18 protein-coding genes and 1 pseudogene are annotated in these 20,309 nt (G+C 64.0%); 5 read left to right on the top strand and 14 right to left on the bottom strand.

The window, feature by feature from the left end:
* Window positions 1-98 precede the first annotated feature (98 nt).
* Both FFI97_RS27315 and FFI97_RS27310 read left to right on the top strand, forming a co-directional pair.
* Window positions 99-536 carry a hypothetical protein gene (locus FFI97_RS27315; RefSeq protein ID WP_139701445.1) on the top strand — a complete coding sequence of 146 codons (438 nt, stop codon included), beginning with the start codon at window positions 99-101 and terminating at the stop codon, window positions 534-536.
* Window positions 537-736: 200 nt separating this feature from the next.
* A complete protein-coding gene (locus tag FFI97_RS27310) occupies window positions 737-1,219 on the top strand; it encodes a GreA/GreB family elongation factor (protein WP_139701444.1) in 483 nt (160 codons plus the stop codon).
* Between the two features lie 79 nt (window positions 1,220-1,298).
* Here FFI97_RS27310 and FFI97_RS27305 read toward each other — a convergent pair whose 3' ends face one another.
* Window positions 1,299-2,765: a PLP-dependent aminotransferase family protein gene (locus FFI97_RS27305; protein WP_139701443.1), complete on the bottom strand. Its 1,467-nt coding sequence runs from the start codon at window positions 2,763-2,765 to the stop codon at window positions 1,299-1,301.
* Between the two features lie 394 nt (window positions 2,766-3,159).
* Between FFI97_RS27305 and FFI97_RS27300 the strand changes: the two genes are divergently transcribed.
* Complete coding sequence (locus FFI97_RS27300) at window positions 3,160-3,396, top strand: hypothetical protein (protein WP_139701442.1); 237 nt, start codon at window positions 3,160-3,162, stop codon at window positions 3,394-3,396.
* A 190-nt stretch (window positions 3,397-3,586) separates the two neighbouring features.
* Here the strand turns inward: FFI97_RS27300 and FFI97_RS27295 are convergent, their stop codons facing one another.
* On the bottom strand, window positions 3,587-4,513 hold the full coding sequence (locus FFI97_RS27295) for an alpha/beta hydrolase (RefSeq protein WP_139701441.1): 927 nt from the start codon (window positions 4,511-4,513) through the stop codon (window positions 3,587-3,589).
* A 459-nt stretch (window positions 4,514-4,972) separates the two neighbouring features.
* Between FFI97_RS27295 and FFI97_RS27290 the strand changes: the two genes are divergently transcribed.
* Window positions 4,973-5,536 (top strand): hypothetical protein, encoded by a 564-nt coding sequence (locus FFI97_RS27290; RefSeq protein WP_139701440.1) that lies wholly within the window; start codon window positions 4,973-4,975, stop codon window positions 5,534-5,536.
* Window positions 5,537-5,723: 187 nt separating this feature from the next.
* On the opposite strand, the gene FFI97_RS27285 is transcribed toward FFI97_RS27290, so the two are convergent.
* From FFI97_RS27285 to FFI97_RS27275, 3 genes are all read right to left on the bottom strand, one after another.
* Window positions 5,724-6,233, bottom strand: coding sequence for a DUF1993 family protein (locus FFI97_RS27285; protein ID WP_062471023.1), 510 nt, complete (start codon window positions 6,231-6,233; stop codon window positions 5,724-5,726).
* Window positions 6,234-6,565: 332 nt separating this feature from the next.
* Window positions 6,566-7,147, bottom strand: a complete 582-nt coding sequence (locus FFI97_RS33705) for a hypothetical protein (RefSeq protein ID WP_185993727.1) — start codon at window positions 7,145-7,147, stop codon at window positions 6,566-6,568.
* 149 nt (window positions 7,148-7,296) lie between these two features.
* On the bottom strand, window positions 7,297-8,712 hold the full coding sequence (locus FFI97_RS27275; RefSeq protein WP_139701439.1) for an IS1182 family transposase: 1,416 nt from the start codon (window positions 8,710-8,712) through the stop codon (window positions 7,297-7,299).
* Here FFI97_RS27275 and FFI97_RS27270 point away from each other — a divergent pair.
* Entirely contained in the window at window positions 8,711-9,070 is a 360-nt protein-coding gene (locus FFI97_RS27270) for a hypothetical protein (protein ID WP_139701438.1), read from the top strand. The two genes, FFI97_RS27275 and FFI97_RS27270, sit on opposite strands and share 2 nt — an antisense overlap.
* A 1,180-nt stretch (window positions 9,071-10,250) precedes the next feature.
* On the opposite strand, the gene FFI97_RS27265 is transcribed toward FFI97_RS27270, so the two are convergent.
* The 9 genes and pseudogenes from FFI97_RS27265 to FFI97_RS27225 form a co-directional block, all read right to left on the bottom strand.
* Entirely contained in the window at window positions 10,251-11,222 is a 972-nt protein-coding gene (locus tag FFI97_RS27265; RefSeq protein ID WP_139701437.1) for an NAD(P)H-dependent flavin oxidoreductase, read from the bottom strand.
* Between the two features lie 12 nt (window positions 11,223-11,234).
* Window positions 11,235-12,167: an electron transfer flavoprotein subunit alpha/FixB family protein gene (locus FFI97_RS27260; RefSeq protein ID WP_139701436.1), complete on the bottom strand. Its 933-nt coding sequence runs from the start codon at window positions 12,165-12,167 to the stop codon at window positions 11,235-11,237.
* Window positions 12,168-12,180: 13 nt separating this feature from the next.
* Window positions 12,181-12,930: an electron transfer flavoprotein subunit beta/FixA family protein gene (locus FFI97_RS27255; RefSeq protein ID WP_070060185.1), complete on the bottom strand. Its 750-nt coding sequence runs from the start codon at window positions 12,928-12,930 to the stop codon at window positions 12,181-12,183.
* A 37-nt stretch (window positions 12,931-12,967) separates the two neighbouring features.
* Entirely contained in the window at window positions 12,968-13,966 is a 999-nt protein-coding gene (locus FFI97_RS27250) for a Bug family tripartite tricarboxylate transporter substrate binding protein (protein ID WP_139701435.1), read from the bottom strand.
* 55 nt (window positions 13,967-14,021) lie between these two features.
* Window positions 14,022-15,977, bottom strand: coding sequence for an acyl-CoA synthetase (locus FFI97_RS27245; RefSeq protein ID WP_139701434.1), 1,956 nt, complete (start codon window positions 15,975-15,977; stop codon window positions 14,022-14,024).
* Between the two features lie 46 nt (window positions 15,978-16,023).
* The gene (locus FFI97_RS27240) at window positions 16,024-17,022 is read right to left on the bottom strand and encodes a Bug family tripartite tricarboxylate transporter substrate binding protein (protein ID WP_062478541.1); all 999 of its coding nucleotides are present in this window, start codon (window positions 17,020-17,022) and stop codon (window positions 16,024-16,026) included.
* A gap of 44 nt (window positions 17,023-17,066) precedes the next feature.
* A complete protein-coding gene (locus FFI97_RS27235; RefSeq protein ID WP_139701433.1) occupies window positions 17,067-18,275 on the bottom strand; it encodes a CaiB/BaiF CoA transferase family protein in 1,209 nt (402 codons plus the stop codon).
* A 73-nt stretch (window positions 18,276-18,348) separates the two neighbouring features.
* Window positions 18,349-19,167 (bottom strand): oxepin-CoA hydrolase, alternative type, encoded by an 819-nt coding sequence (locus FFI97_RS27230; protein WP_139701432.1) that lies wholly within the window; start codon window positions 19,165-19,167, stop codon window positions 18,349-18,351.
* Window positions 19,164-20,306 (bottom strand): annotated as a pseudogene (locus tag FFI97_RS27225) (acyl-CoA dehydrogenase family protein). Before FFI97_RS27225 ends, FFI97_RS27230 begins: the two are co-directional and overlap by 4 nt.
* Between the last annotated feature and the right edge of the window lie 3 nt (window positions 20,307-20,309).

The raw sequence follows: 20,309 nt of genomic DNA, 5'->3' as shown, positions 1-20,309 counted from the left end.
GCTACATTCGGCCAATAACGGCCCTTTGTCGTCGCGTCTCCGCTCCTTGTCGGCCGCTCCATCAACTTCTTGTGACGCTCCCCAGCAACCCTTGAACTATGCGCACTCTCATAGCCGCAGCGGCTTCGATAAATCTTCTCGCGGCCTGTGGCAGTGCACCATTGGCGCCGTATCAACCCCCAGTCGCCGGCAGCAAGGCACGAATCAAGTTCTACGACGATGCAAATGGTGTGAGTGCGACTATCGCCGCGAGTGCCCGCTGCTCGGACATTCGTGCGGCACCGACATGGCGGTGGCTGGATGTTCCTGCCGGCAGTCGTGTATACGTCCGGCATTCCAACAGTACAGGGTACCCTGGGAGCACATGCGGCATCAGCTTCTCCTTCGTCCCCGAAGAAGGCGCCTCGTACATCTCAGACCTCAAGGAAAAGATCATCTATTGCACGTTTGAGCAGTGGCGCCAGACCGAAGAGAACGGCGAGAAGCTTCGAATTCCCACGCTACACAAGGAATCTGGCTGCAAACCTGATGAATGACCTCTCCGGGAGGGCTGGCACAGGATATGACGCCGCAGGCAGAACGAGGTAGCACTTGAACGGCTGCTTCGGCGCAATGCGAGTGCCCGCAACGAGCCCATAGCTGAAGTTAACCCGCAGCCAACAGAAGCGTCGAAGGCTTCTGGAGCCCCTCATAATCAAAACCTGCCCCTGCTTGTTCGAGATACCGACCTTTCGTCATGGATAAATTCTTGCTGCAGCAGCAGGTGCTGGAACGGCTCGCCGAAGACTTGCTGCAAGCCGAACAGGCAATGCGCGCAGCCCATGAAACGGCGACTCATGAAGAGAACATCGCCGAAAACAAGTACGACACATTGGGACTCGAAGCCGCCTACCTGGCCACCGGCCAAGCTCGGCGCGCCGAAGCCATACGCCAGGCGATGGCCAATTGGCGCCAATTCCGCCCGCGTCCCTACGACGCCAGCATAGGAATACGGCTCGGCGCGTTGGTCTGCCTGGTCGATTCCGACGACAAGCAGCAACAGCTCTTTCTCGGCCCGGATGGGGGCAGCATGACGTTGGTCAGCGGCAGTCAGCTTGTTCAGGTCATCAGCAGCGAAGCCCCTTTGGGTAGGGCAATGCTGGGCAAATGCGAGGGTGATGAGGTGTCGATACAGGTCGCTCCAATCCGACAGCAGTTTGAGGTGCTGCGGGTTCTTTAAGCCGCGACTGGACAGAAGCGGCACGCGTGACGTTGAGAGTCAGTCGAAGGCGGCAGACCTCGACCTGCATGGACGCAAACTAGGGTCTCGACGAACGTTCCTCGAAGATGGGCTCCGATTTCCCAGTTGTAGATTTCAGCTGCGCGTTGGCGAGATCTCCAAGACGCCTGATAGCCCCTTCCAAGCGCGGGTCGCCGAGATACCCGTAGTTGATGCGCAGGTGCCGGGTGTATCGGCGGTCGGCTGAAAACAAATGGCCCGGCGCTACGCCTATGCCGAGCCGAAGAGCGTCCTGGTGCAATGCGAGCGAGTCGACACCTTCTGGCAGCGCGAGCCACAGGAAATAGCCACCCTCGGGGCGCGTGACCCGCGTTCCAGTCGGAAAGTATCGATCGATAAATCGCAAGCATGCAGCCTGCTGGCGGCTGAGCGAATGCCGCAGGGCGCGCAGGTGACGATCGAAACTCTTGTGTTGCAGGTACTCCTGCAACGCCAGTTGCGAGGGGAGTGCCGTCGCCAGCGAGCTCATCAACTTGTTGCGACCCAAAGTGGCTGCAAAGCGACCGCCCGCTACCCAACCGATGCGATATCCGGGTGCCAGGGATTTCGAGAAAGAACTGCAGTGCAGCACCCAGCCATCCCGGTCCCAGGCCTTGGCTGGTGGCGGTCTCCGAGCCCCATGCGCGAGCTCGCCGTACACGTCGTCTTCGATCAGCGGTATGGCGCGGGTGGCGAGCATGCTGACCAGTCGCTCTTTGGCTGCGTCGCTCATGGTGCAGCCCATTGGATTCTGGAAGGTCGGCATGAACCAGCAGGCCTTCACCGGATGCTGCTCGATCACGCGAGCAAGAGAGTCGAGATCTACGCCTGTTCGCGGGTGCGTCTCAACCTCGACCGCGCGAAGACCGCGCCGCTCCAGTGCCTGCAACGCACCGTAAAAGGTTGGCGTTTCGATCGCCACGACGTCGCCTGGCTGCGTCACCGATTCGAGCGCAAGATTGAGTGCTTCCATCGCCCCGCTGGTGATGACCAGTTCAGACGCAGGAACATCCATCCCGACGCTGCCGTAACGCAGGGAGATCTGATGGCGCAATTGGGCGTTGCCTGGTGACAAATCTTCGACGGTCTGCCAAGGATCCATCCGCTTGAGCGCTCGCGTCAGGCCGGCGGCAAGTTGCTCGAAGGGAAACAGCTCTGGCGACGGAAAGGCCGAGCCGAGCGGGACCATATCGCGCTCGCGAGCCTGCGCAAGGACCTGAAAGACAAGCGACGAGACGTCGACCGACATGGACCGCAGGACAGGCTCGCTGGCGGTGAGTTCGTTGGCCGGCGTTTCCGCGCCCGCTCGAACGAAGTATCCCGACCGCTGCCGCGCTTCGACAAGCCCTTGCGCCTCCAGCAGGTAGTAAGCAGAGAACACGGTGGACGCACTGATGCCCATTTGCGACTTCAGTTCGCGCACGGAGGGAAGGCGATCGTTCGCCTTCAGGCTACCCGCGCGAATACGCTGAGCGATGTTGTCGGCAAGCTTCTCGTAGCGGTTCATGGGCATCTCTTTCTGATACGGTCGTTCTGGACCGCTCCAGAGATTGTCATATCAGACGTCGGCCCGCCCCGGCGCGACTGCCGGCCTCCTTGCATCTGATACGAAAATTTTCAGCTGATCTGGTTCTGTACGTATCAGCCTGGAAGATGAACACTCGACAGCACGATGAGAGTGCTTCTGTAGTGCAGGCAGACTGCTCCGCCTTTCGACCCATGTCTTGCGTGCCTTTCGACGCGCCTTGCGGAGGCCCATTTAGCTCACCGCAACCGTTTCGTTAGATTGATTGATTGATTGATTGATTGATTGATTGAATTTCCGTTTCTTCATCGGTCTATTGAGCTAATCGCCGCACTCGGGCACTTCGCCGTCTGTCACCATTGATATCCCTTCAATCATGAATTCAATCCCTATCTCTTTTGTTATTTTCAAGGTTCTCGTGCTCAGCGTTGGCATGTATTTAGCCGTCAAGTGGCATTACGAACGGGGACAGAAGGACAAGAATCAAAAGACAGCTGCAGTGGTACTGACATCCATCAAGGTGGGCGGGGCGTTCGTCGCTTCTGCGTTCCTCGTGCTCTTCCTCACCTTTGAATTTTGCAATTGGATGGGTCTGGACCTGACCATGCAGTGATTGGAAGTTTTCGGTCGATAGCCCGGATACGGTGCGACTGACGGCACGACCCTTTCAGAGACGGACATCGGCACGATGGCGCGGTATTTGGCTGGCATGCCGACGTGCGAGGCGAGCTCGCCGATGGCAAAGTTCTCGCCCAGAATTCATGTCAAGTGATCGCCCGGCTGCATCGTCTCGCTGTGATTTGTCAGTGCGCCGAGAGCAGATACTTCATGCCCTGCGTAAAGCCACGCGGCGCGACGGTGAGATGGTCCTCGTCGTTCAGGACCGCTGACTTCAGCTTCAAGCTTGGGTACTTTCTGCTCTGAAGCGCCGTCTCCAGCGCCTGGTTGTCGGCAACCATGTCCACCGTCTGGTTGTAGCGCCGAACACCTTTGCGCAGCGCCTCATAGGCGCCGACATAAAGATAGACATTCGCCTTCAGGTCCCGATTCTGTTTGGCGTAGCTCGCTTCGAGCTTCAAGGCATGTCGCTTGTCGTACCAGAGAGATGGGCTGCCGAGGATATAGCCGCTGAACAAGCCGGGCTCGGTGAAAAGGATCTGCATCCCAAGCAGGGCGCCGTAGGAGTGACCGAGAAAGATTGCTCTGGCCGGGTCGGCCCGGTAGCGAGCGGCGATGAACGGCTTTACCTGGTTGCGCAGATATTCTTGATAGGCGCGCGCCTGACCGTGGACCGCATTGGCAGGCGCGGTGCTGGGGCCGTTCGGTGTCGGTGTGTAGTCGCGCTGGCGGCTGACCGCCCCGTCCTCGCCCTTTGCGTAAGACAGACCGACGAGGATGAATTCCTCGATCTGAGGCCCTTCAACGTTCAGGCGGCGCCCCAACTGCCGGACGATCGGGAAAGCGTAGTCGGCGTCAGTCACATACAGCACGGGGTAGCGCTGCCGCGGCTGCTTCGCATAGGACGGCGGCAAAGCAATGAAGACTTGGTAGCCGCGGCCTGAAACCGGATCGGGCACGTCCCATACCTCGCTGTCGACAATCTCGTAAGGCCGCCCCTTGCCGGGCTGCACCTTGGGCGTCGTTTGGGCCTGGGCGCGTGCCGGATCGCCAGAGATGCCGAAGCTGGCGATGAGGGCAACCAGCAAGGCATTCAGAAAACGTTGTTGCATGTGATGAGGTCTTCGCAGATCGGGGGAAATTCTGGTGCAGACCGAGAGGATGGCTTTCGTTCGACACCTGTCCCATGTTGAGTGTCTGCTTGTGACCGAATCGTTCCGGCGCAAAAAAACGGACGGTTGTTGGCCCCTGGTGACCTTAGGGTGTTCGCGAACTGGGCGGCGTGAGCCAAGGTTCGGTTCTGGCCGATAGCACTCATTCGCGCGAGGCCAGAAGATGTCGGCAACCGCTGCATAGCCGTCCTTCGTGTGCGCCCGCTTCAGACTGTTGCGAGACCGGCCTGCACGCCTGGCTATCTCGCGAATGCACAACCATTCATTTCATTTGCATCTTTTACTCAGAGCAAATCAGCCGGCGCATCATGCCTTGTGCATGTCGTATGGATGCACTTTGGGTCTCGGCTCGACCCACCCGGCCGCTCCGGTATCCAACTACTTCAATTGGAGACCCAAATGAAAAAATTCATTCCCAGCGCCATCGCCAGCCTCCTGATCGCAGGGGCAATCTTGCCGGCCGCCGCCAAGGAGAAAGTCGTCGACCGGAGCATCACGGAAGCGGAAGTCCTGGGGGCCCAGCAGGCCTGGTGCAAGGCGCTGGTCGACATCAGCGCCGCGAATTCCAGCGGAGGGCAGCCGGCCGCCAGGGCGCTGGCCGAGAAGGTCATCGACAGCGCCTACGCCTACCAGCTGGGCGCAGTGCTGTTCAAGCCGACGCTCACGACATCGCCGCAAACCTTCCGCACCGCTCGCGACGGCGCGCTGGCGTACTTCGTGGGCGGCAACCCTGCCTTTCCCAACGACACCGGCTTCGCCCTGAAGGGCTGGACCAAATGCGAGATTGCCAACAGTGCCGTGCTCATCCACGGCGACGTGGCCAGCACGCTGGGTAACGTGCTGTTCACCGACCCGGACGGCAAGGTCACCACGGTCGACAAGACCTGGACTTTCGTGAAGGACGGTGCCGGCAAGCTGCGCATCGTCGTGCATCACTCGTCGCTGCCGTACGCTGGCCGTTGAACACCGCGTTCGAGTGCAGGCAGGCCCAGGCTCTGGTGCGGCGCCTTCAAGGGGCCTTCATCTGGTGATGAAGGCCCCTCGGAGGAGCGTCATTGGTGGCTCAAAGGCGCGAATCGGTGGCAGCACGCCGCACGCTTGCACTTCGAGCGGCAGTGGCCAGAGTGGCTGAACGCCTGTCTGTCTTGGGTCAGTAGGCACCCATGTAGTCGCGCTTGCCGATCTCCATACCGTTGTGGCGCAAGATGGCATAGGTGGTGGTCACGTGGAAGAAAAACTGCGGCAGTCCATAGTGCAGAAGGTATGCGCTTGCGGTCAGCTTCTTTTCCTTGGGGGTGCCGGGGCGCAATACGATCTCGCGGCTCTCGCTGGAATCAAATTGCTCAGGCTTGAAGGAGCCGATATGGGCCAAAGCCTTGGCGATCAACGCTTGCAGGTCGGCGAAGCTGACCTCGGTGTCGGGCCAGGACGGCACCTCGGCACCCGCCAGGCGGGAGGCAATGCCCTTGGAGAAGTCTGCGGCGATCTGTACCTGACGTACCAGCGGAAACATGTCAGGGAACAGCCGCGCCTGCAGCAGCGCATTGGGATCGATATTTTTCTGCGTCGCCTGGTCTTCGGCCTTCTTGAGCACGTCGGACAGGGCGCGCAGCATCTGCTGCATGACGGGAACGGAGGCGTTGTACAGCGGGCTGGTCATGGTGAGTTCACTTCTAAAATTTTGGGCACGATGGCCGGAGTTGGCGTGGCAGGGGCCCTGCCGACCATGCAAGGCTAACAGCACAGGGCGAACTGAATCGCCCCGGCTTTTGTGGCTAGCTTTTCTTCCCGCTGGTAGTCGGAGCAGCCGCGTTGAAGGGCAGTTCACTGGCAAGAAGTGGACGTCAATTGCAGATGCACGACAGACCGCGATCGCTGCATAGCAGTTGGTTGACCTCTCGCATCGAAGGACCGCTTCGGGCCCTGAGCGGCTGTACGTTCTTCTCCGAAGCAGCCGTTCGACACCCTCCCCGGATGCCTGCAAAACGGGGGCTATGCATTCTGGGGTTCGGCTCTAAGCACGTAGCGGAATCTGTCCCACTCGGGCTCAGCAAGGTTGAAAAGGCTCAGGAGCGGTTCAACAAGCCGAATCACATCTGAGGCGTCAGAAGGCTTCAGAAAGAAGTTGCCCGGCACCACGACGACTCCGTCAAGATCGACCTCGCCGTGCAAGGTCAAGGGGATGTTCTGAGCGTCGAGTTCGCCATAGCCCTGCAGGTCGAACGCGCCAGAAAGTGCAACCCCGAAGCGTGTCGAATGCGCGACTCGCTTGATGGAAAGCGACTCGAGGCGCACCGGATGGTGCGCTGTGAAGTAAATCGAGCATTCGACCGACTCAGGGTTGGAGCTTGTACGCAAAGTTGCTCCGTCCAGATTTGTCCAGTCCCGAACAGGCCATTGAAGCCATTCACACAAGACCGAGCATTCCCAGTCCTCTCCTTCCCATGAAATGGGAGCACACGGCAAGGAAAGATTCCAAAACAGACCGCGCGGGACACCGGACGAGGTGTTCTCGAATACATGACCGTAGAGTTCGCCGCGTTGGTCTTGTGCGCTGGAAATCGATAGGGTCATGAGATGCTCAACGTGCGTCGGTTTTGAGTGTCTGGTTCTGGCCGATTGTGTTGAAAAACTCGCCTCGAATCTTGCCTGCGTTGGCGATCGCACAGGATTCGCAATCGAGTTAACGAAGCGAGAGCGCGCAGCACGCCGCTGCGTTCACCTCACACGCTTTTCACGGCTGCATGTCCTTCAATTGGCATCAACCACTTGGCCATCCGCCGCAGATTCTGGGCTGTAGCCGCCAGCAGGAACTCGTCCTGCGCACCACTGAGCCCGCGAAGCCGGAGCCGATCCAGCTTCATGATGCGCTTGAGGTGCGCGAACAGCATCTCCACTTTCTTGCGATCCCTGCGTGACTGGCTGTACTCCGGTGTCCTTGCAATGGATCGTGCCGTCTCGCGTGCACCTTCATGGACGCTTCTCGCGATCTTGCGGAATGGCGTGTTCGGGCAGCACCGATCTTTCATCGCACAGCCGACGCAGTCTGACTGACTCGCTCGGTAGATCACCGTGTCGGCCTTCGTGACGTGGCTGCGCGGGATCGTGAATCGGCGTCGTTCATTACGCAGCGCATGGCCTTCGGGGCATACGTACTCATTGCGCTCTGGTTCCCACTCGAACTCGCCGATCGACAGGCTGCCGTCCTTGCGGGCCGTCTTGTCCCACACGGGCACATGAGGTTCGATCTGCTTGTCTTCAACCATCCAACCAAGCAGCGGTGCAGTGCCGTACGCCGTATCACCCACAAGCCGTCGCGGCTTGATGTCGAAGCGCTCTTCGACCCGATCGATCATGGTTCGGGTGGAGTCGACCTCCGGTGTGCGATGCGCAGGCGTGGCCTCCACGTCCATGATGATGCCGGCCGACAGATCGATCAGATAGTTGGTCGAGTACGCGTAGAAGGCCGGACCACCCGGTGCTGCGGTCCATTGCGCAGCCGGGTCGGTCGGAGAGATGTTCCTGGATGGTGCCTGCGTGTCGTGCGGCACCTCGGGCGCACCGTCGGCAACCGGATTAGTGGCGTCCAGCGCTTCGAGGTACTCGCGCACCGCACGGCTGCACTGGGTGCCTTGGCGCCACTGCGCAACCTCGGAGGCAGGAACATTGCGCGCGCGGTTAGCGTCGGCCTTGATGACGCTGGCATCGATGGCAAATCCCTCCCCTTGCACCAGCCCTTCGGTCATGCAGCGGTGCAGCACCGCCTCGAAGACGAATCGAAATGCATTGCTCTGGCGGAAGCGGCCATGCCGGTTCTTGGAGAAAGTGGAATGGTCGGGCACCTTGTCCTCCAGGCCCAGGCGACAGAACCATCGGTAGGCCAAGTGGAGATGGACTTCCTCGCACAACCGGCGCTCGGATCGGATGCCCAGGCAGTAGCCGATGACCAGCATGCGGATCATGAGTTCGGGATCAATCGATGGCCGGCCGGTGTGGCTGTAGAACGGCGCAAGATGTTGGCGTAGCTCGCTCAGATCGAGGAAGCGATCAACGCCTCGAAGCAGGTGATCACGCGGGACGTGATCGTCGAGGTTGAATGCGTAGAACAACTGATCTTGAGCGGTGCCTTGACCCATCATGATGCATACCTCCATCGATCACGAAGCGCATGCAAACTGCAAGCCAGCTACGGGGATTCGGGAGAGTTTTTCAACACAATCGGCCGATTCCAAGCATTTAACTTGCCGCATGGGCGGCGGCCCATCCCTCGGTGCTTCTGTATGTGCCCAGCCCTACCGTGTCGAACTCGTCTTTGCCCCCTATCGCTTCCACTCCTATGGCGCGAAGAGCTTGGCTGACTGGGCTGTTCGGCCACTCAATGGTTTCGCCATCGCGATCACTGAGGAGAAGGGCGACCCGGCCGCTACTCCAGACCACAACATCTTGCCCTCCAGTTCCGCCAAAGAACTCGGTGGAGACGTATGCGACTGGGCCTGACAGCGACAGTTGGCTTGCGAATTGGGCTACGCCTTGCGCCACATCTGCTATCGCGGGCTGCTTGGGCTCGGCGGTTTGGCAAGCGGCAGTGATCTCCCGCAACACGGCGTCGGTCAGCGGCAGGAGCACGAATCCTTGGACCAACGGGCAGAGTGTTGTCGAGCCGAATGGAGCTGTGACTCCCGTGAGGACCGCCGCTGAAGCGACCAGGGCCTTTACGTCATGCATTTCTATATCTTGTTCGCGATTTGGAGGGTGTGGCTGTGCGACAGGTCTTGGCCGGATGGCGGCGACTAGAGTGGCCATCTTGTTGCCGCTGGCATCGACAACTGAGGCGCTCCGGGAGATTGCCTCAGTCACGGTTGTTAGTAATCAAACCAAAATACCATTCGAGAAAAGCTTCCACGTATCTCGATGCCTTTCATTAGGTCGATTGCAAATTGAAAGTCGTTGGATAGCCGGGATGTCTCAATCCCCGAGAACTCGAGCGCACTCTTCAACTCATGGAGGAAAAGCCAGCCAGGATATGCATACTGTGGAGCTGATATCCATTCCCCGATGTAGTCCAATGCATGACTCCGCTTCGACTCAAGGCATTCATTGGCCAGCTCCCGTGAAATCGTCGCAGTGCCCCAACCATCGGCATCCTCGACAGTATCCACAATGACCCGTCCATAGTGCGCCACCGCCATTGATGAAGCCGGGTCCGGGAAACCTCTTGCGGGGATAAAGCAGGGTTTCTCCCACATCCCTGCCAACGCAATGAACGTCTCAGTGTCACGTGGGGGGGAAAAGAACGCAATCCCGCTCGGACTAGAGAACGAGCCGGAATCAGACGACTCAACGACTAGTTTGATATCTAGACCCATTCAATTCCCCCTGCGTGTTATGTCTGATGTCCTAGGCAATCAAGCCGCTTGCGGCAGAGATGGTCGCTTACACATTAGTTGAAGCTGGGCCAGCTACGGCGACCGCCAGCTATTGGCCGACTGTAGCCGGATAGGTTGTCGACTCAAGGGGACCAGAGCGGCAGTAAATATTGCCCCCACGCAGGCAACCAAAAGCCCTTAGTGTTCGACATGAATGTGTGGCAGCGGGCGCTACTTGCTTGGCCGGGGGACATTCGCGGAGCAAGGTACCCCGTCGGCGTGAACGCCCCCCAAAAGGCGAGTGGAAAGACTCAGTCCATCCAGGACCGCGCCCGGTCCAGATGCTCACGGCACTCGCGCACCATGCGTTCCAGCAGTTCCGCGCAGGTCGGGATGTCGTCGATCAGCCCGATGCACTGGCCGGCCGAGACCACGCCGTTGTGCACCTCGCCCGACTCCAACGCCGCGCGGCCGCGTGCGCCGGCGACCAGCGGGCGGATGTCCTCGAACTCGCAGCCGCCGGGACGGCGCTCGGTGGCCACCACTTCTTCGGAGATCGCGTTGCGGAACACGCGCGCCGTGTTGTGCAGCGTGCGGAACATCAGCTTGGTGTCGCGCTCGGTCGCGGCCACCAGCGCCTGCTTGATGTTGTCGTGGATCGGCGCTTCCTGGGTCACGCAGAAGCGCGTGCCCATGTTGATGCCCTCGGCGCCCAGCGCCAGCGCGGCGGCCATGCCGCGGCCGTCGGCGATGCCGCCCGACGCGATGATCGGAATGCGCAGTTTGCGCGCCGCCACCGGCAGCAGCACGAGGCCGGGCACGTCGTCCTCGCCCGGGTGGCCCGCGCATTCGAAGCCGTCCACGGACACCGCGTCGACGCCGTTGCGCTCGGCCGAGAGTGCGTGGCGCACCGAGGTGCACTTGTGGACGATCTTCACGTCGTGGCGCTTCAGGGCCTCGATGAAGTCCTTCGGGCTGTTGCCCGCGGTCTCCACGATCTTCACGCCGCTGTCGATGATGGCCTGCACGTACTCGGCGTACGGCGGCGGCTTCACCGCCGGCAGGATCGTGAGGTTCACGCCGAAGGGCTTGTCGGTCATCGTGCGCGTGCGCGCGATCTCGTTGCGCAGGTCGTCGGGCGTGGGCTGCGTGAGCGCCGTGAGAATGCCCAGGCCGCCGGCGTTCGACACGGCCGCGGCCAGCTCGGCGCGGCCCACCCATTGCATGCCGCCCTGGATGATGGGGTAGCGGATGCCGAGCAGTTCGGTGATGCGGGTCTTCATCGTCGCAGCCGCTTACAGCGTCGTCACGAGTTCCGGCACGGCCGTGAACAGGTCGGCCACGAGACCGTAGTCGGCCACCGAGAAGATCGGCGCCTCTTCGTCCTTGTTGATCGCGACGATGACCTTCGAGTCCTTCATGCCGGCCAAGTGCTGGATCGCGCCCGAGATGCCCGCGGCGATGTACAGCTGCGGCGCGACGATCTTGCCGGTCTGGCCCACTTGCCAGTCGTTCGGTGCGTAGCCCGCGTCCACTGCAGCGCGGCTGGCACCGAGGCCCGCGTTCAGCTTGTCGGCCAGCGGCGTCATCACTTCGGTGAACTTCTCGGCGCTGCCCAGGGCACGGCCACCCGAGACGATGATCTTGGCTGCCGTCAGTTCGGGCCGGTCGCTCTTCGTGACTTCACGGCCCACGAAGGCGCTCTTGCCGCTGTCGGCGACGCCTTCAGCCGTTTCAACGGTGGCGCTGCCACCGGTGGCGGCTGCGGCGTCGAAGCCGGTCGTGCGCACGGTGATCACCTTGGTGGCGTCGGTGCTCTGCACGGTGGCGATGGCGTTGCCGGCGTAGATCGGGCGCTCGAAGGTGTCGGGGCTCTCGACCTTGGTGATGTCGCTGATCTGCGCCACGTCGAGCTTGGCAGCCACGCGCGGTGCGACGTTCTTGCCGTTGGCGGTCGAGGGGAACAGGATGTGGCTGTAGTTACCGGCGATCGCCAGCACTTGCGCTGCGACGTTCTCGGCGAGGTTTTCGGCCAGCGATGCGCTATCAGCGGCGATCACCTTGGAAACGCCGACGATCTGCGCGGCGGCCTTGGCGGCTTCCGCTGCGTTGGCACCGGCCACGAGGATGTGGACGTCGCCACCGCAAGCCAGGGCTGCGGTCACGGTGTTGAGGGTGGCCGGCTTGATGCTGGCGTGGTCGTGTTCGGCAATGACGAGTGCGGTCATGTTCGTTTCTTCCTCAGATCACTTTGGCTTCGTTCTTGAGCTTGTCCACCAGGGTGGCGACGTCGGGCACCTTGATGCCGGCGCCACGCTTCGGGGGCTCGCTGACCTTGAGGGTCTTCAGGCGGGGCTTCACGTCCACGCCCAGGTCTTCGGGCTTGAAGGTGTCCAGCTGCTTCTTCTTGGCCTTCATGATGTTGGGCAAGGTGACGTAGCGCGGCTCGTTCAGGCGCAGGTCGGTCGTGATGACCGCGGGCAGCGTGAGCGTCAGCGTTTCCATGCCGCCGTCGACTTCGCGTGCGACGGTGACCTTGTCGGCTGCGAGGTCGACCTTCGAGGCGAAGGTGGCTTGGGGCAGGTCGGCCAGCGCAGCCAGCATCTGGCCGGTCTGGTTGGCGTCGTCGTCGATGGCTTGCTTGCCCAGGATGATCAGCTGGGGCTGTTCCTTGTCGACCAGCGCCTTCAGCAGCTTGGCCACGGCCAGCGGTTGCAGTTCTTCAGCGGTCTCGACCAGGATGCCCCGGTCTGCGCCGATGGCCATCGCGGTGCGCAGGGTTTCCTGGCACTTGGCATCGCCGCACGAGACGGCGATGACTTCGGTCACGATGCCCTTTTCCTTCAGCCGAACCGCTTCTTCGACAGCGATCTCGTCGAAGGGGTTCATGCTCATCTTGACGTTGGCAATGTCCACCCCGGTGCCGTCGCTCTTGACGCGCACCTTCACGTTGTAATCGACGACCCGTTTGACAGGCACCAGAACTTTCATGGCTGTTCCTCTTGAATGACAAAAATGGGAAAGGGGGTTACTCGAGCTTGGCGCCCGACTGCTTGATCAGGCGCTCCCACACGGGGCGCTCCTGCTTCCAGGCCGCGGCAAAGAGCTCGGGCGAGCTGTCCTTGATCTCGAAGCCCATGGCCGCCACGCGCTCGCGCACGTCGGGCTGCTGCGTGGCCTTGCGCACTTCGTCGGCGATGCGGTCGACGATGGCCTTGGGCGTCTTGGCGGGCGCGGCAACGGCGAGCCAGCCGGTCACGCGGTAGGCCTCGTCCTTCAGGCCTTGCTCGGCCAGCGTGGGCACGTTGGGCAGCGTGCTCATGCGGCGCTCGCCGGTCACGCCGACGGCCTTGAGCTTGCCGGCGTCGATGTGCGGCTTGGCCGCGAGCGCGCTGGCGTAGGCCATCTGGATCTGGCCGCCGATGAGGTCTTGCACCATCGGTGCCTCGCCCTTGTAGGCGACGTGGTTCATGTCGGCCTGCTGCGTGAGGCTCATGTGCGCGCCGGCCAGGTGCGGGTAGGCGCCCACGCCGTACGAGCCGTAGGCCACCTTGCCCTTGTTCGCGGCCACGTACTTCAGCAGCTCGGGGCCGGTCTTGGCGGGCACGCTGGGGTGCACCACGAGCACCAGCGGCGCCATCGCGATCTGGTAGACCAGCGTGAGGTCGCGCTGCGTGTCGTAGGGCAGCTTCTCGTAGAGGAACTCGTTGGTCATGAGCGAGTTGCTCAGCGACAGCACGATCGTGTAGCCGTCGGGCGCGGCCTTGGCGACCGTGTCGGTGCCGATGATGCCGGCCGCGCCGGGCTTGTTGTCCACCACGATGGGCTGGCCCATGCTGGCCGACATCTTCTGGCCCAGCACGCGCGCCAGCACGTCGGTCGCGCCGCCGGCCTGGAAGGGCACGACGAGGCGGATCGGCTTGTTCGGATAGGGCGCCTGCGCATGCGCGGAGGCCAGCGCGAACAGCGCGGCGGTCGAGGCTGCAGCGCACAGCAGGGCGCGGCGGGTCGAGGGTTGATGGGTCATGGTTTGTCTCCCGTTCGGTTTCAGAAAATCGTGTCGAAGAAGAAGCAGATCAAGATCACTTCAGCGCGATGCGCGTCTTGAAGGGCAGGGGCTCCAAGGCCTTGTGCAGCCGCTCCTGCAGTGCCGCGGCTTGCGCGCCCGCTGCGGCAGCGTCGATCTGCACATGCACGAGGCTTTCGCCTTCGGTGCTCACCGCGGGCCGCGCTGCATCGCCCACGCCGAGTGCGGCGCAGACCTCGGCGACCGTGGCTGCCACCACCTGCCGCGCGGCCATGGCGCGCAGCTCGGGCTTGTAGATCTTGCCGACGTTGGTCATCGGCATCGTGGCGATCACCGACACCCACTTGGGGCGCGCGGGCGCCTCGTCGACGCGTGCAGAAGTGAAAGCCAGCAGCTCGTCTTCGGTGGCCGAGGCGCCGGGCACCAGCGTCGCGAAGATCACGGGCAGTTCGCCTGCGTAGGCATCGGGGGCGCCGACGGCGGCGCACAGCTGCACGGCGGGGTGCGCGCCCAGCGCGTCTTCGATGGTCTTGGGGTCGATGTTGTGGCCGCTGCGGATGATCAGGTCCTTCGAGCGGCCCGTGAGGTGCAGCCGCTCTTCGGCGTCCATCCAGCCCAGGTCGCCGGTCGCGAGCCAGCCGTCGGCGGTGAAGGCCTTGGCGTTGTCGGCCGGATCGACGAAACCCGAGAACACGTTGGGCGACTTGAACAGCACCATGCCGGTCTCGCCCTGCGCCACTTCGCGGTCGCTGGCGTTGCCGTTCTCGTCGAGCGCCACGATGCGCACCTGCGCATAGGGCAGCCGAAAGCCGACGCAGCCCGCGGGCCCGTTCACGCCGGGCGGCGTGATGGTCGAGATGCCGGCCATCTCGGTCATGCCCAGGCTCTCGTGCACATGCAGGCCGAACAGGCGCTCGAAGCGCGCGGCCAGCTCGGGCGACAGCACGGCGGCGCCGGTGCGGCAGTAGGTGATGGAGGAGATGTCGGCGCCGTCCAGCGGCACGTTGGCCAGCGCGGCCAGCACCGTGGGCACGGCGGACAGCGAGGTGGGGCGGTACTTCTCGACCAGCTTCCAGTAGTTGGCCAGCACCTCCTTGTTGCGCAGCAACGAGGGCGTCGGAATGATCACCTCCACGCCCGCCGACAGCGACGAGAGCGAGGCCGGCAGCACGCCCGCCACATGGAACAGCGGGTAGCCGTTGATCGAGATGCCCTGTTCGTTCATGCCCGCCAGCTGCACGCTGGTCCAGGCGGTGAACACCTGCGCACCGTGGCTGTGTCGCGCGAGCTTGGGCGCGCCCGTGGTGCCGCCGGTGTGGAAGTAGGCGGCGATGTCGGTGGGCGCGATGTCGCGGCCGCTCACGAGGCGGTCGCTCGGTTGCGCGGCGCGCAGCACGTCGAACTCGGCCACGCCTTCGGGCAACGCACCCGCAGAACCCGGTGCCTCGTCGTGCGGCGCCACGCGCAGCACGGTGGTGAGCGTGGGCACCTGGCCGCGCAGGCGCATCGCCTTCGACCACATGCCCGATTCGCTGTCCGAGCCGTAGGCGATGAGCACCTTGGCGCGGCCCGCGGTCATGAGCGCGACCAGCTTCTCGTCGGTGAGCAGCGGGTTCAGCGGCTGCACGATGCCGGCCGCCTCGCCGCCCCAGAGCGCCAGGTGGTACTCGAGGCAGCCGGGCAGCAGCACCGCCACTGCATCGTCAGGCCCCACGCCCAGCGTGTGCAGCAGGTTGGCCGTCTGGTGGATGCCCGCGAGCAGCTGCGCATACGACCAGCGGATGGGTTCATCCGCCGGGTTGCCGCTGCGCAGGAAGGTCAGCGCGGTCTTGTTGCCGAAGGCTGCGCCGGAATTGCGGAAGAGCTCGTAGGTGCTGCGCACCGTGAGCGCTTCTTCGAGCGGCGTTTCTTCCAGCCGCCGGATGTCGGCGAGACCGCGCACCGGGAACAGGGGGCGGAACGGCGCGCCGGCCGTTCCCGTGGGGTTGTTCTTGTCGTTGCCTGTTGTCATGTTGTCTCCTTGAGGGGTCTTGCCGGCTGCGGACGGAGGCCGTGTCTTACTGGTTCGTGATCTTGTTGTCGCGAATGACCTTGCCCCAGCGCTCGAAGTCCTGGCGCATGCGCGTGGCGGTCTGTTCCGGCGTGCCGTAGGCCGCGAAGGAGCCCACGCTCTGCAGCTTCTCGCCGACTTCCTTGTCGGCCAGCGCCTTCTTCAGCTCGGCGCTCATGCGCTCCACCACGTCCTTCGGCGTGCCGGCCGGGGCCAGCAGCCCGCCCCAGGAGGTGGCGTCGAAGCCGGGGAAGCCCTGCTCGGCCACGGTCTTCACGTCGGGCAGCAGGCTCACGCGCTTGCCGGAGCCCACGGCGATCGGGCGCAGCGTGCCGGCGCGGATGTGCGGGATCACGGCGACGAGGTCGGAGAACATCGCCGGCACCTGGCCGCCGATGAGGTCGGTCACGGCCGGGGCGCTGCCGCGGTAGGGCACGTGCTGCATCTCGAACTTGCCGATGTTCTTCAGCTGCTCGGTCGTCAGGTGGCCGAAGCTGCCGGCGCCGGCGGTCGTGTAGTTGAGCTTGCCGCCGTCGGCCTTGGCCTTGGCGATCAGGTCCTGCAGGCCGTTCACGCCGGGCAGCGCCTTCGGGTTCACCACCATCACGATCGGCAGGTCGTACACCGTGCCCACGGGCGTGAAGTTCTTGAAGATGTCGTAGGGCACGGTGCCGTACAGGTGCGAGGCCAGCAGCGTCGGCGTGGCCAGCATCACGAAGGTGTAGCCGTCGGGTGCCGCCTTGGCCGCAAAGGCCGCGCCGATGGTGCCCGAGGCGCCGCTGCGGTTGTCGACCAGGATGTTCTGCTTGAGCGCGAGCGACATCTTCTGCGCCACGATGCGCGAGGCCACGTCGGTCGGGCCGCCGGGCGGGAAGGGCACGACCAGCGTGATCGGCTTGGTCGGCCAGGCCTGGGCGAAGGCGCTGCCTGCGAGAAGGGGAAGGGCCAGCGCGATCAGGGCGCGGCGCACGGGATTACGGGGGGAGCTAAGGAACGGAAAGGCCATGGACTTCTCTTCAGGGATGCGGGCGTTGTCTTCGCTGTGTGCGATCAGACGACGCCGTTCGTTTTCAGCGCTGCCAGCTTTTCATCCGACAGGCCGAGCAGGGACTTCAGCACGTCGTGCGTGCCTTCGCCCAAAGTGGGCGGCGCGCTGCGCACGGGCAGGCGCTCGCCATCGAAACGGTAGGGAGGCGCCAGCACATTGACCTCGCCGGCCACCGGGTGCGGCTGCTTGGTCACCAGGCCGGCGTCGGTCGCGCGCGGGGAGTTCAGCGCTTCCAGCAGGCCCAGCACCTCGCCGCAAGGAATGCCCGAGGCGTTGAGCTTTTCGAGCAGCGCGGCGCGCGGGCGCTTCGCGAGTTCGGCGTTCAGCTCGGGCAGCAGCGCGGCGCGGTTGGCCGAGCGCAGGATGTTGGTCTTGAAGCGTTCGTCGGCCGCGAGGTCGGGGCGCTCGATCACTTCGGTGCAGAAGCGCATGAACTGCGCGTTGTTGCCCACGGTGATCACCAGGGGGCCGTCGGCCGCGTCGAACACGCCGTAGGGCACGATCGACGGATGCGAGTTGCCATAACGCGGCGGGTCTTCGCCCATCAGCAGCGCTTCGAGGCCGTAGTAGGCGGTGATCATCAGGCCGCAGTCGAACAGCGCCATCTCGATGTGGCGGCCGGTGCCGGTCTTCTCGCGCTGGTAGAGCGCGGCCAGCACGGCTTGCGCCGAGTACATGCCGGTGAACAGGTCGACGGCGGCCACGCCGAACTTCAGCGGCGGCTGGTTGGCTTCGCCGTTCAGCGCCATCAGGCCGGCCTCGCCCTGCACCACGAGGTCGTAGCCGGGGCGTGCGGCCTCGGGGCCGGTGCGGTCGTAGCCCGAGATCGAGCAGTAGATCAGGCCCGGGTTCTCCTTGCGCAGCTGTTCGTAGCCCAGGCCCAGCTTGTCGATGCCGCCGAACTTGAAGTTCTGGATCACCACGTCGCATTGCTTGGCGAGGTCGCGTGCGATCTGCTGGCCTTCGGGCGTCTGCAGGTCGAGCGTGACGGAGCGCTTGTTGCGGTTGACGCTGTTGAAGTAGGCGGTTTCGGTCTTGCCCACGCGCAGGCCCCAGTCGCGCGTGTCGTCGCCGCGGCCCGGGTGCTCGACCTTGATCACCTCGGCGCCCATGTCGGCCAGCACCATGCCGCACCACGGGCCGGCAAGGATGCGGGACAGATCGAGGACGCGCACGCCGGCGAGCGGCAGCGAGGAATTCAGCGAGGGCATGGGAACAACTCCAGGAAAACGAAAGACCCCCGCATCTGCATCGGCATGCACACGCGGGGAGGGGCGCGGCGCGTCAGGACGCGTCGGGCTGGGGTGCGTGGCGCAACGCGACGAAGTCGGCCTTGCGCTTGCCGAGGAAGGCGCCGATGCCTTCGGCGGCTTCGGCATCGGCCTGCGACGCCACCATGTAGACCGCTTCGGCCTCGAGTTGTTCCTCGAGCGTTGCACGGTGCGCCTGGCGGCACAGCGTCTTGATGCGTGCGCTGGCGCGCTGCGGGCCGTTGGCCACCTTGGCGGCGAGTGCGATGGCCTCGGCCAGCGCGCCGCCCTTGTCGGTCAGGCGGTTCACCGCGCCCATCGCGTGCAGGCGCTCGGCCGTGAGGCGGTCGCCGGTGAGGCACAGCTCGGTGAGCAGCTGGCGCGAGACGAACTCCGCGAGGAAGGCCGTGGCGCCGCCGTCGGGCGTGAGGCCGACCTTGACGTAGGCCACCGTGTAGAACGCATCGCGCGCCGACACCAGCATGTCGCAGGCCAGCGCCATCGACAGGCCCGCGCCGGCCGCGCCGCCTTCGACCGCCGCGATCACGGGCTTGCCGCAGTCGCGGATCGCGCGGATCAGGTCGTGCAGGCCTTCGAGCTTCTCGCGGCGTTCCGCCTCGGGCAGTTCGCGGCGCTTGGCCAGCAGGTTCAGGTCGCCGCCCGAGCAGAAGAAATCGCCCGCGCCGGTGAAGACGATGGCGCCCACCTCGGGGTCGTTCTGCGCGTCGGTGAGCGCGGCCGACAGCTCTGCGTACAGCGTCGGCGTGATCGCGTTGCGCGCGGCCGGGTTGCTGTTGGTCAGGATGCGGACGGCGCCTTCCTGGCTGATCAGGACGGTCTTGTTGTCGCTCATGCTGCCAGCTCCTTGCCGAGCGCAATGTAGCGCTGCAGGTGGTGGTCTTCGTCGCCGAGCTGGTGGTCGATCATCACGAGGCGCTTGGCGTAGTGGGGCAGCGGCAGCTCCCACGTCATGCCGATGCCGCCGTGCATCTGGATGCTTTCTTCCGCCACCAACGCGCCGATGCGGCCGATGCTGAACTTGGCGGCCGACAGCGCGCGCTCGCGCGCCACGCGGTCGCTGCCGTCGATGGCGGCGGCGGCGTTGATCACGGCCGAGCGGGCCTGCTAGATCTCGAGCAGCAGGTCGGCCATGCGGTGCTGCAGGGCCTGGAAGCTGCCGATGAGGATGCCGAACTGCTTGCGCGTGCGCAGGTACTCGAGCGTGGCGGTCTTGGCGGCTTCCATCGCGCCCAGCGCTTCGGCGCACAGCGCGAGCACGCCGCGGCCGATGGCGCGTTCCAGCGTGGCCGCGCCCTGGCCTTCGGCGCCCAGCAGCGCGTCGGCGCCGAGCGTCACACCGTCGAGCGTGAGTTCGGCCACGCGGCCCCCGTCGATCGCGGGGCAGCCGCGCACGGTGAGGCCGGCGGTCTTGGCGGGCACGAGGAACAGCGAGATGCCGGCTTCGTCGTCCACGTTGCCCGAAGTGCGGGCCGAGACCAGGAACAGGTCGGCCTGCTCGCCTTGCGGCACCACGGCCTTGGCACCCTTGAGCACCCAGCCGTCGCCACGGCGTTCGGCGGTCGTGGCCACGCGCGTGCGTTCGTAGTGCGTGTCGGCTTCATCGTGTGCAAAGGCCGCCACGGTCACGCCGTTGACGATGTCGCCGATCTTCTCTTTCTGCGCGTCGCTGCCGGCGGCGCTGATCGCCTCGCCGACCATCACGGCGCCTAGCAGCGGCTCGACCACGAGGCCGCGGCCCAGGGCTTCGAAGACCACGGCGATGTCGAAGCCGCTGCCGCCGAAGCCGCCATCGGCCTCGCTGAACAGCGCGCCGATCACGCCGAGCTCGGCGAAGTTCTGGAAGATCTCCTTGCTGAAACCGTGCGCCGACTTCGCGATGCGGTCGCGCGCATCGAAGGCGTACTGCTCGGCGATGAAGCGGTTCAGGCTGTCGGCGAGCATGCGCCGGTCTTCGGAATGTTCGAAGTTCATTGC

Source organism: Variovorax sp. KBS0712, assembly GCF_006323185.2.
Taxonomy (GTDB): Bacteria; Pseudomonadota; Gammaproteobacteria; order Burkholderiales; family Burkholderiaceae_C; genus Variovorax; species Variovorax boronicumulans.
This window is presented reverse-complemented; position numbering and strand designations above follow the sequence as displayed.

Excerpts from the sequence above, each read along its gene's own strand:
- FFI97_RS27265 (WP_139701437.1), bottom strand. The coding sequence starts at position 11,222 with ATGAAGACCCGCATCACCGAACTGCTCGGCATCCGCTACCCCATCATC.
- FFI97_RS27275 (WP_139701439.1), bottom strand. The coding sequence starts at position 8,712 with ATGATGGGTCAAGGCACCGCTCAAGATCAGTTGTTCTACGCATTCAAC.
- FFI97_RS27245 (WP_139701434.1), bottom strand. The coding sequence starts at position 15,977 with ATGACAACAGGCAACGACAAGAACAACCCCACGGGAACGGCCGGCGCG.
- FFI97_RS27255 (WP_070060185.1), bottom strand. The coding sequence starts at position 12,930 with ATGAAAGTTCTGGTGCCTGTCAAACGGGTCGTCGATTACAACGTGAAG.
- FFI97_RS27240 (WP_062478541.1), bottom strand. The coding sequence starts at position 17,022 with ATGGCCTTTCCGTTCCTTAGCTCCCCCCGTAATCCCGTGCGCCGCGCC.
- FFI97_RS27260 (WP_139701436.1), bottom strand. The coding sequence starts at position 12,167 with ATGACCGCACTCGTCATTGCCGAACACGACCACGCCAGCATCAAGCCG.
- FFI97_RS27315 (WP_139701445.1), top strand. The coding sequence starts at position 99 with ATGCGCACTCTCATAGCCGCAGCGGCTTCGATAAATCTTCTCGCGGCC.
- FFI97_RS27310 (WP_139701444.1), top strand. The coding sequence starts at position 737 with ATGGATAAATTCTTGCTGCAGCAGCAGGTGCTGGAACGGCTCGCCGAA.
- FFI97_RS27230 (WP_139701432.1), bottom strand. The coding sequence starts at position 19,167 with ATGAGCGACAACAAGACCGTCCTGATCAGCCAGGAAGGCGCCGTCCGC.
- FFI97_RS27305 (WP_139701443.1), bottom strand. The coding sequence starts at position 2,765 with ATGAACCGCTACGAGAAGCTTGCCGACAACATCGCTCAGCGTATTCGC.
- FFI97_RS33705 (WP_185993727.1), bottom strand. The coding sequence starts at position 7,147 with ATGACCCTATCGATTTCCAGCGCACAAGACCAACGCGGCGAACTCTAC.
- FFI97_RS27270 (WP_139701438.1), top strand. The coding sequence starts at position 8,711 with ATGATGCATACCTCCATCGATCACGAAGCGCATGCAAACTGCAAGCCA.
- FFI97_RS27300 (WP_139701442.1), top strand. The coding sequence starts at position 3,160 with ATGAATTCAATCCCTATCTCTTTTGTTATTTTCAAGGTTCTCGTGCTC.
- FFI97_RS27235 (WP_139701433.1), bottom strand. The coding sequence starts at position 18,275 with ATGCCCTCGCTGAATTCCTCGCTGCCGCTCGCCGGCGTGCGCGTCCTC.
- FFI97_RS27250 (WP_139701435.1), bottom strand. The coding sequence starts at position 13,966 with ATGACCCATCAACCCTCGACCCGCCGCGCCCTGCTGTGCGCTGCAGCC.
- FFI97_RS27295 (WP_139701441.1), bottom strand. The coding sequence starts at position 4,513 with ATGCAACAACGTTTTCTGAATGCCTTGCTGGTTGCCCTCATCGCCAGC.
- FFI97_RS27285 (WP_062471023.1), bottom strand. The coding sequence starts at position 6,233 with ATGACCAGCCCGCTGTACAACGCCTCCGTTCCCGTCATGCAGCAGATG.
- FFI97_RS27290 (WP_139701440.1), top strand. The coding sequence starts at position 4,973 with ATGAAAAAATTCATTCCCAGCGCCATCGCCAGCCTCCTGATCGCAGGG.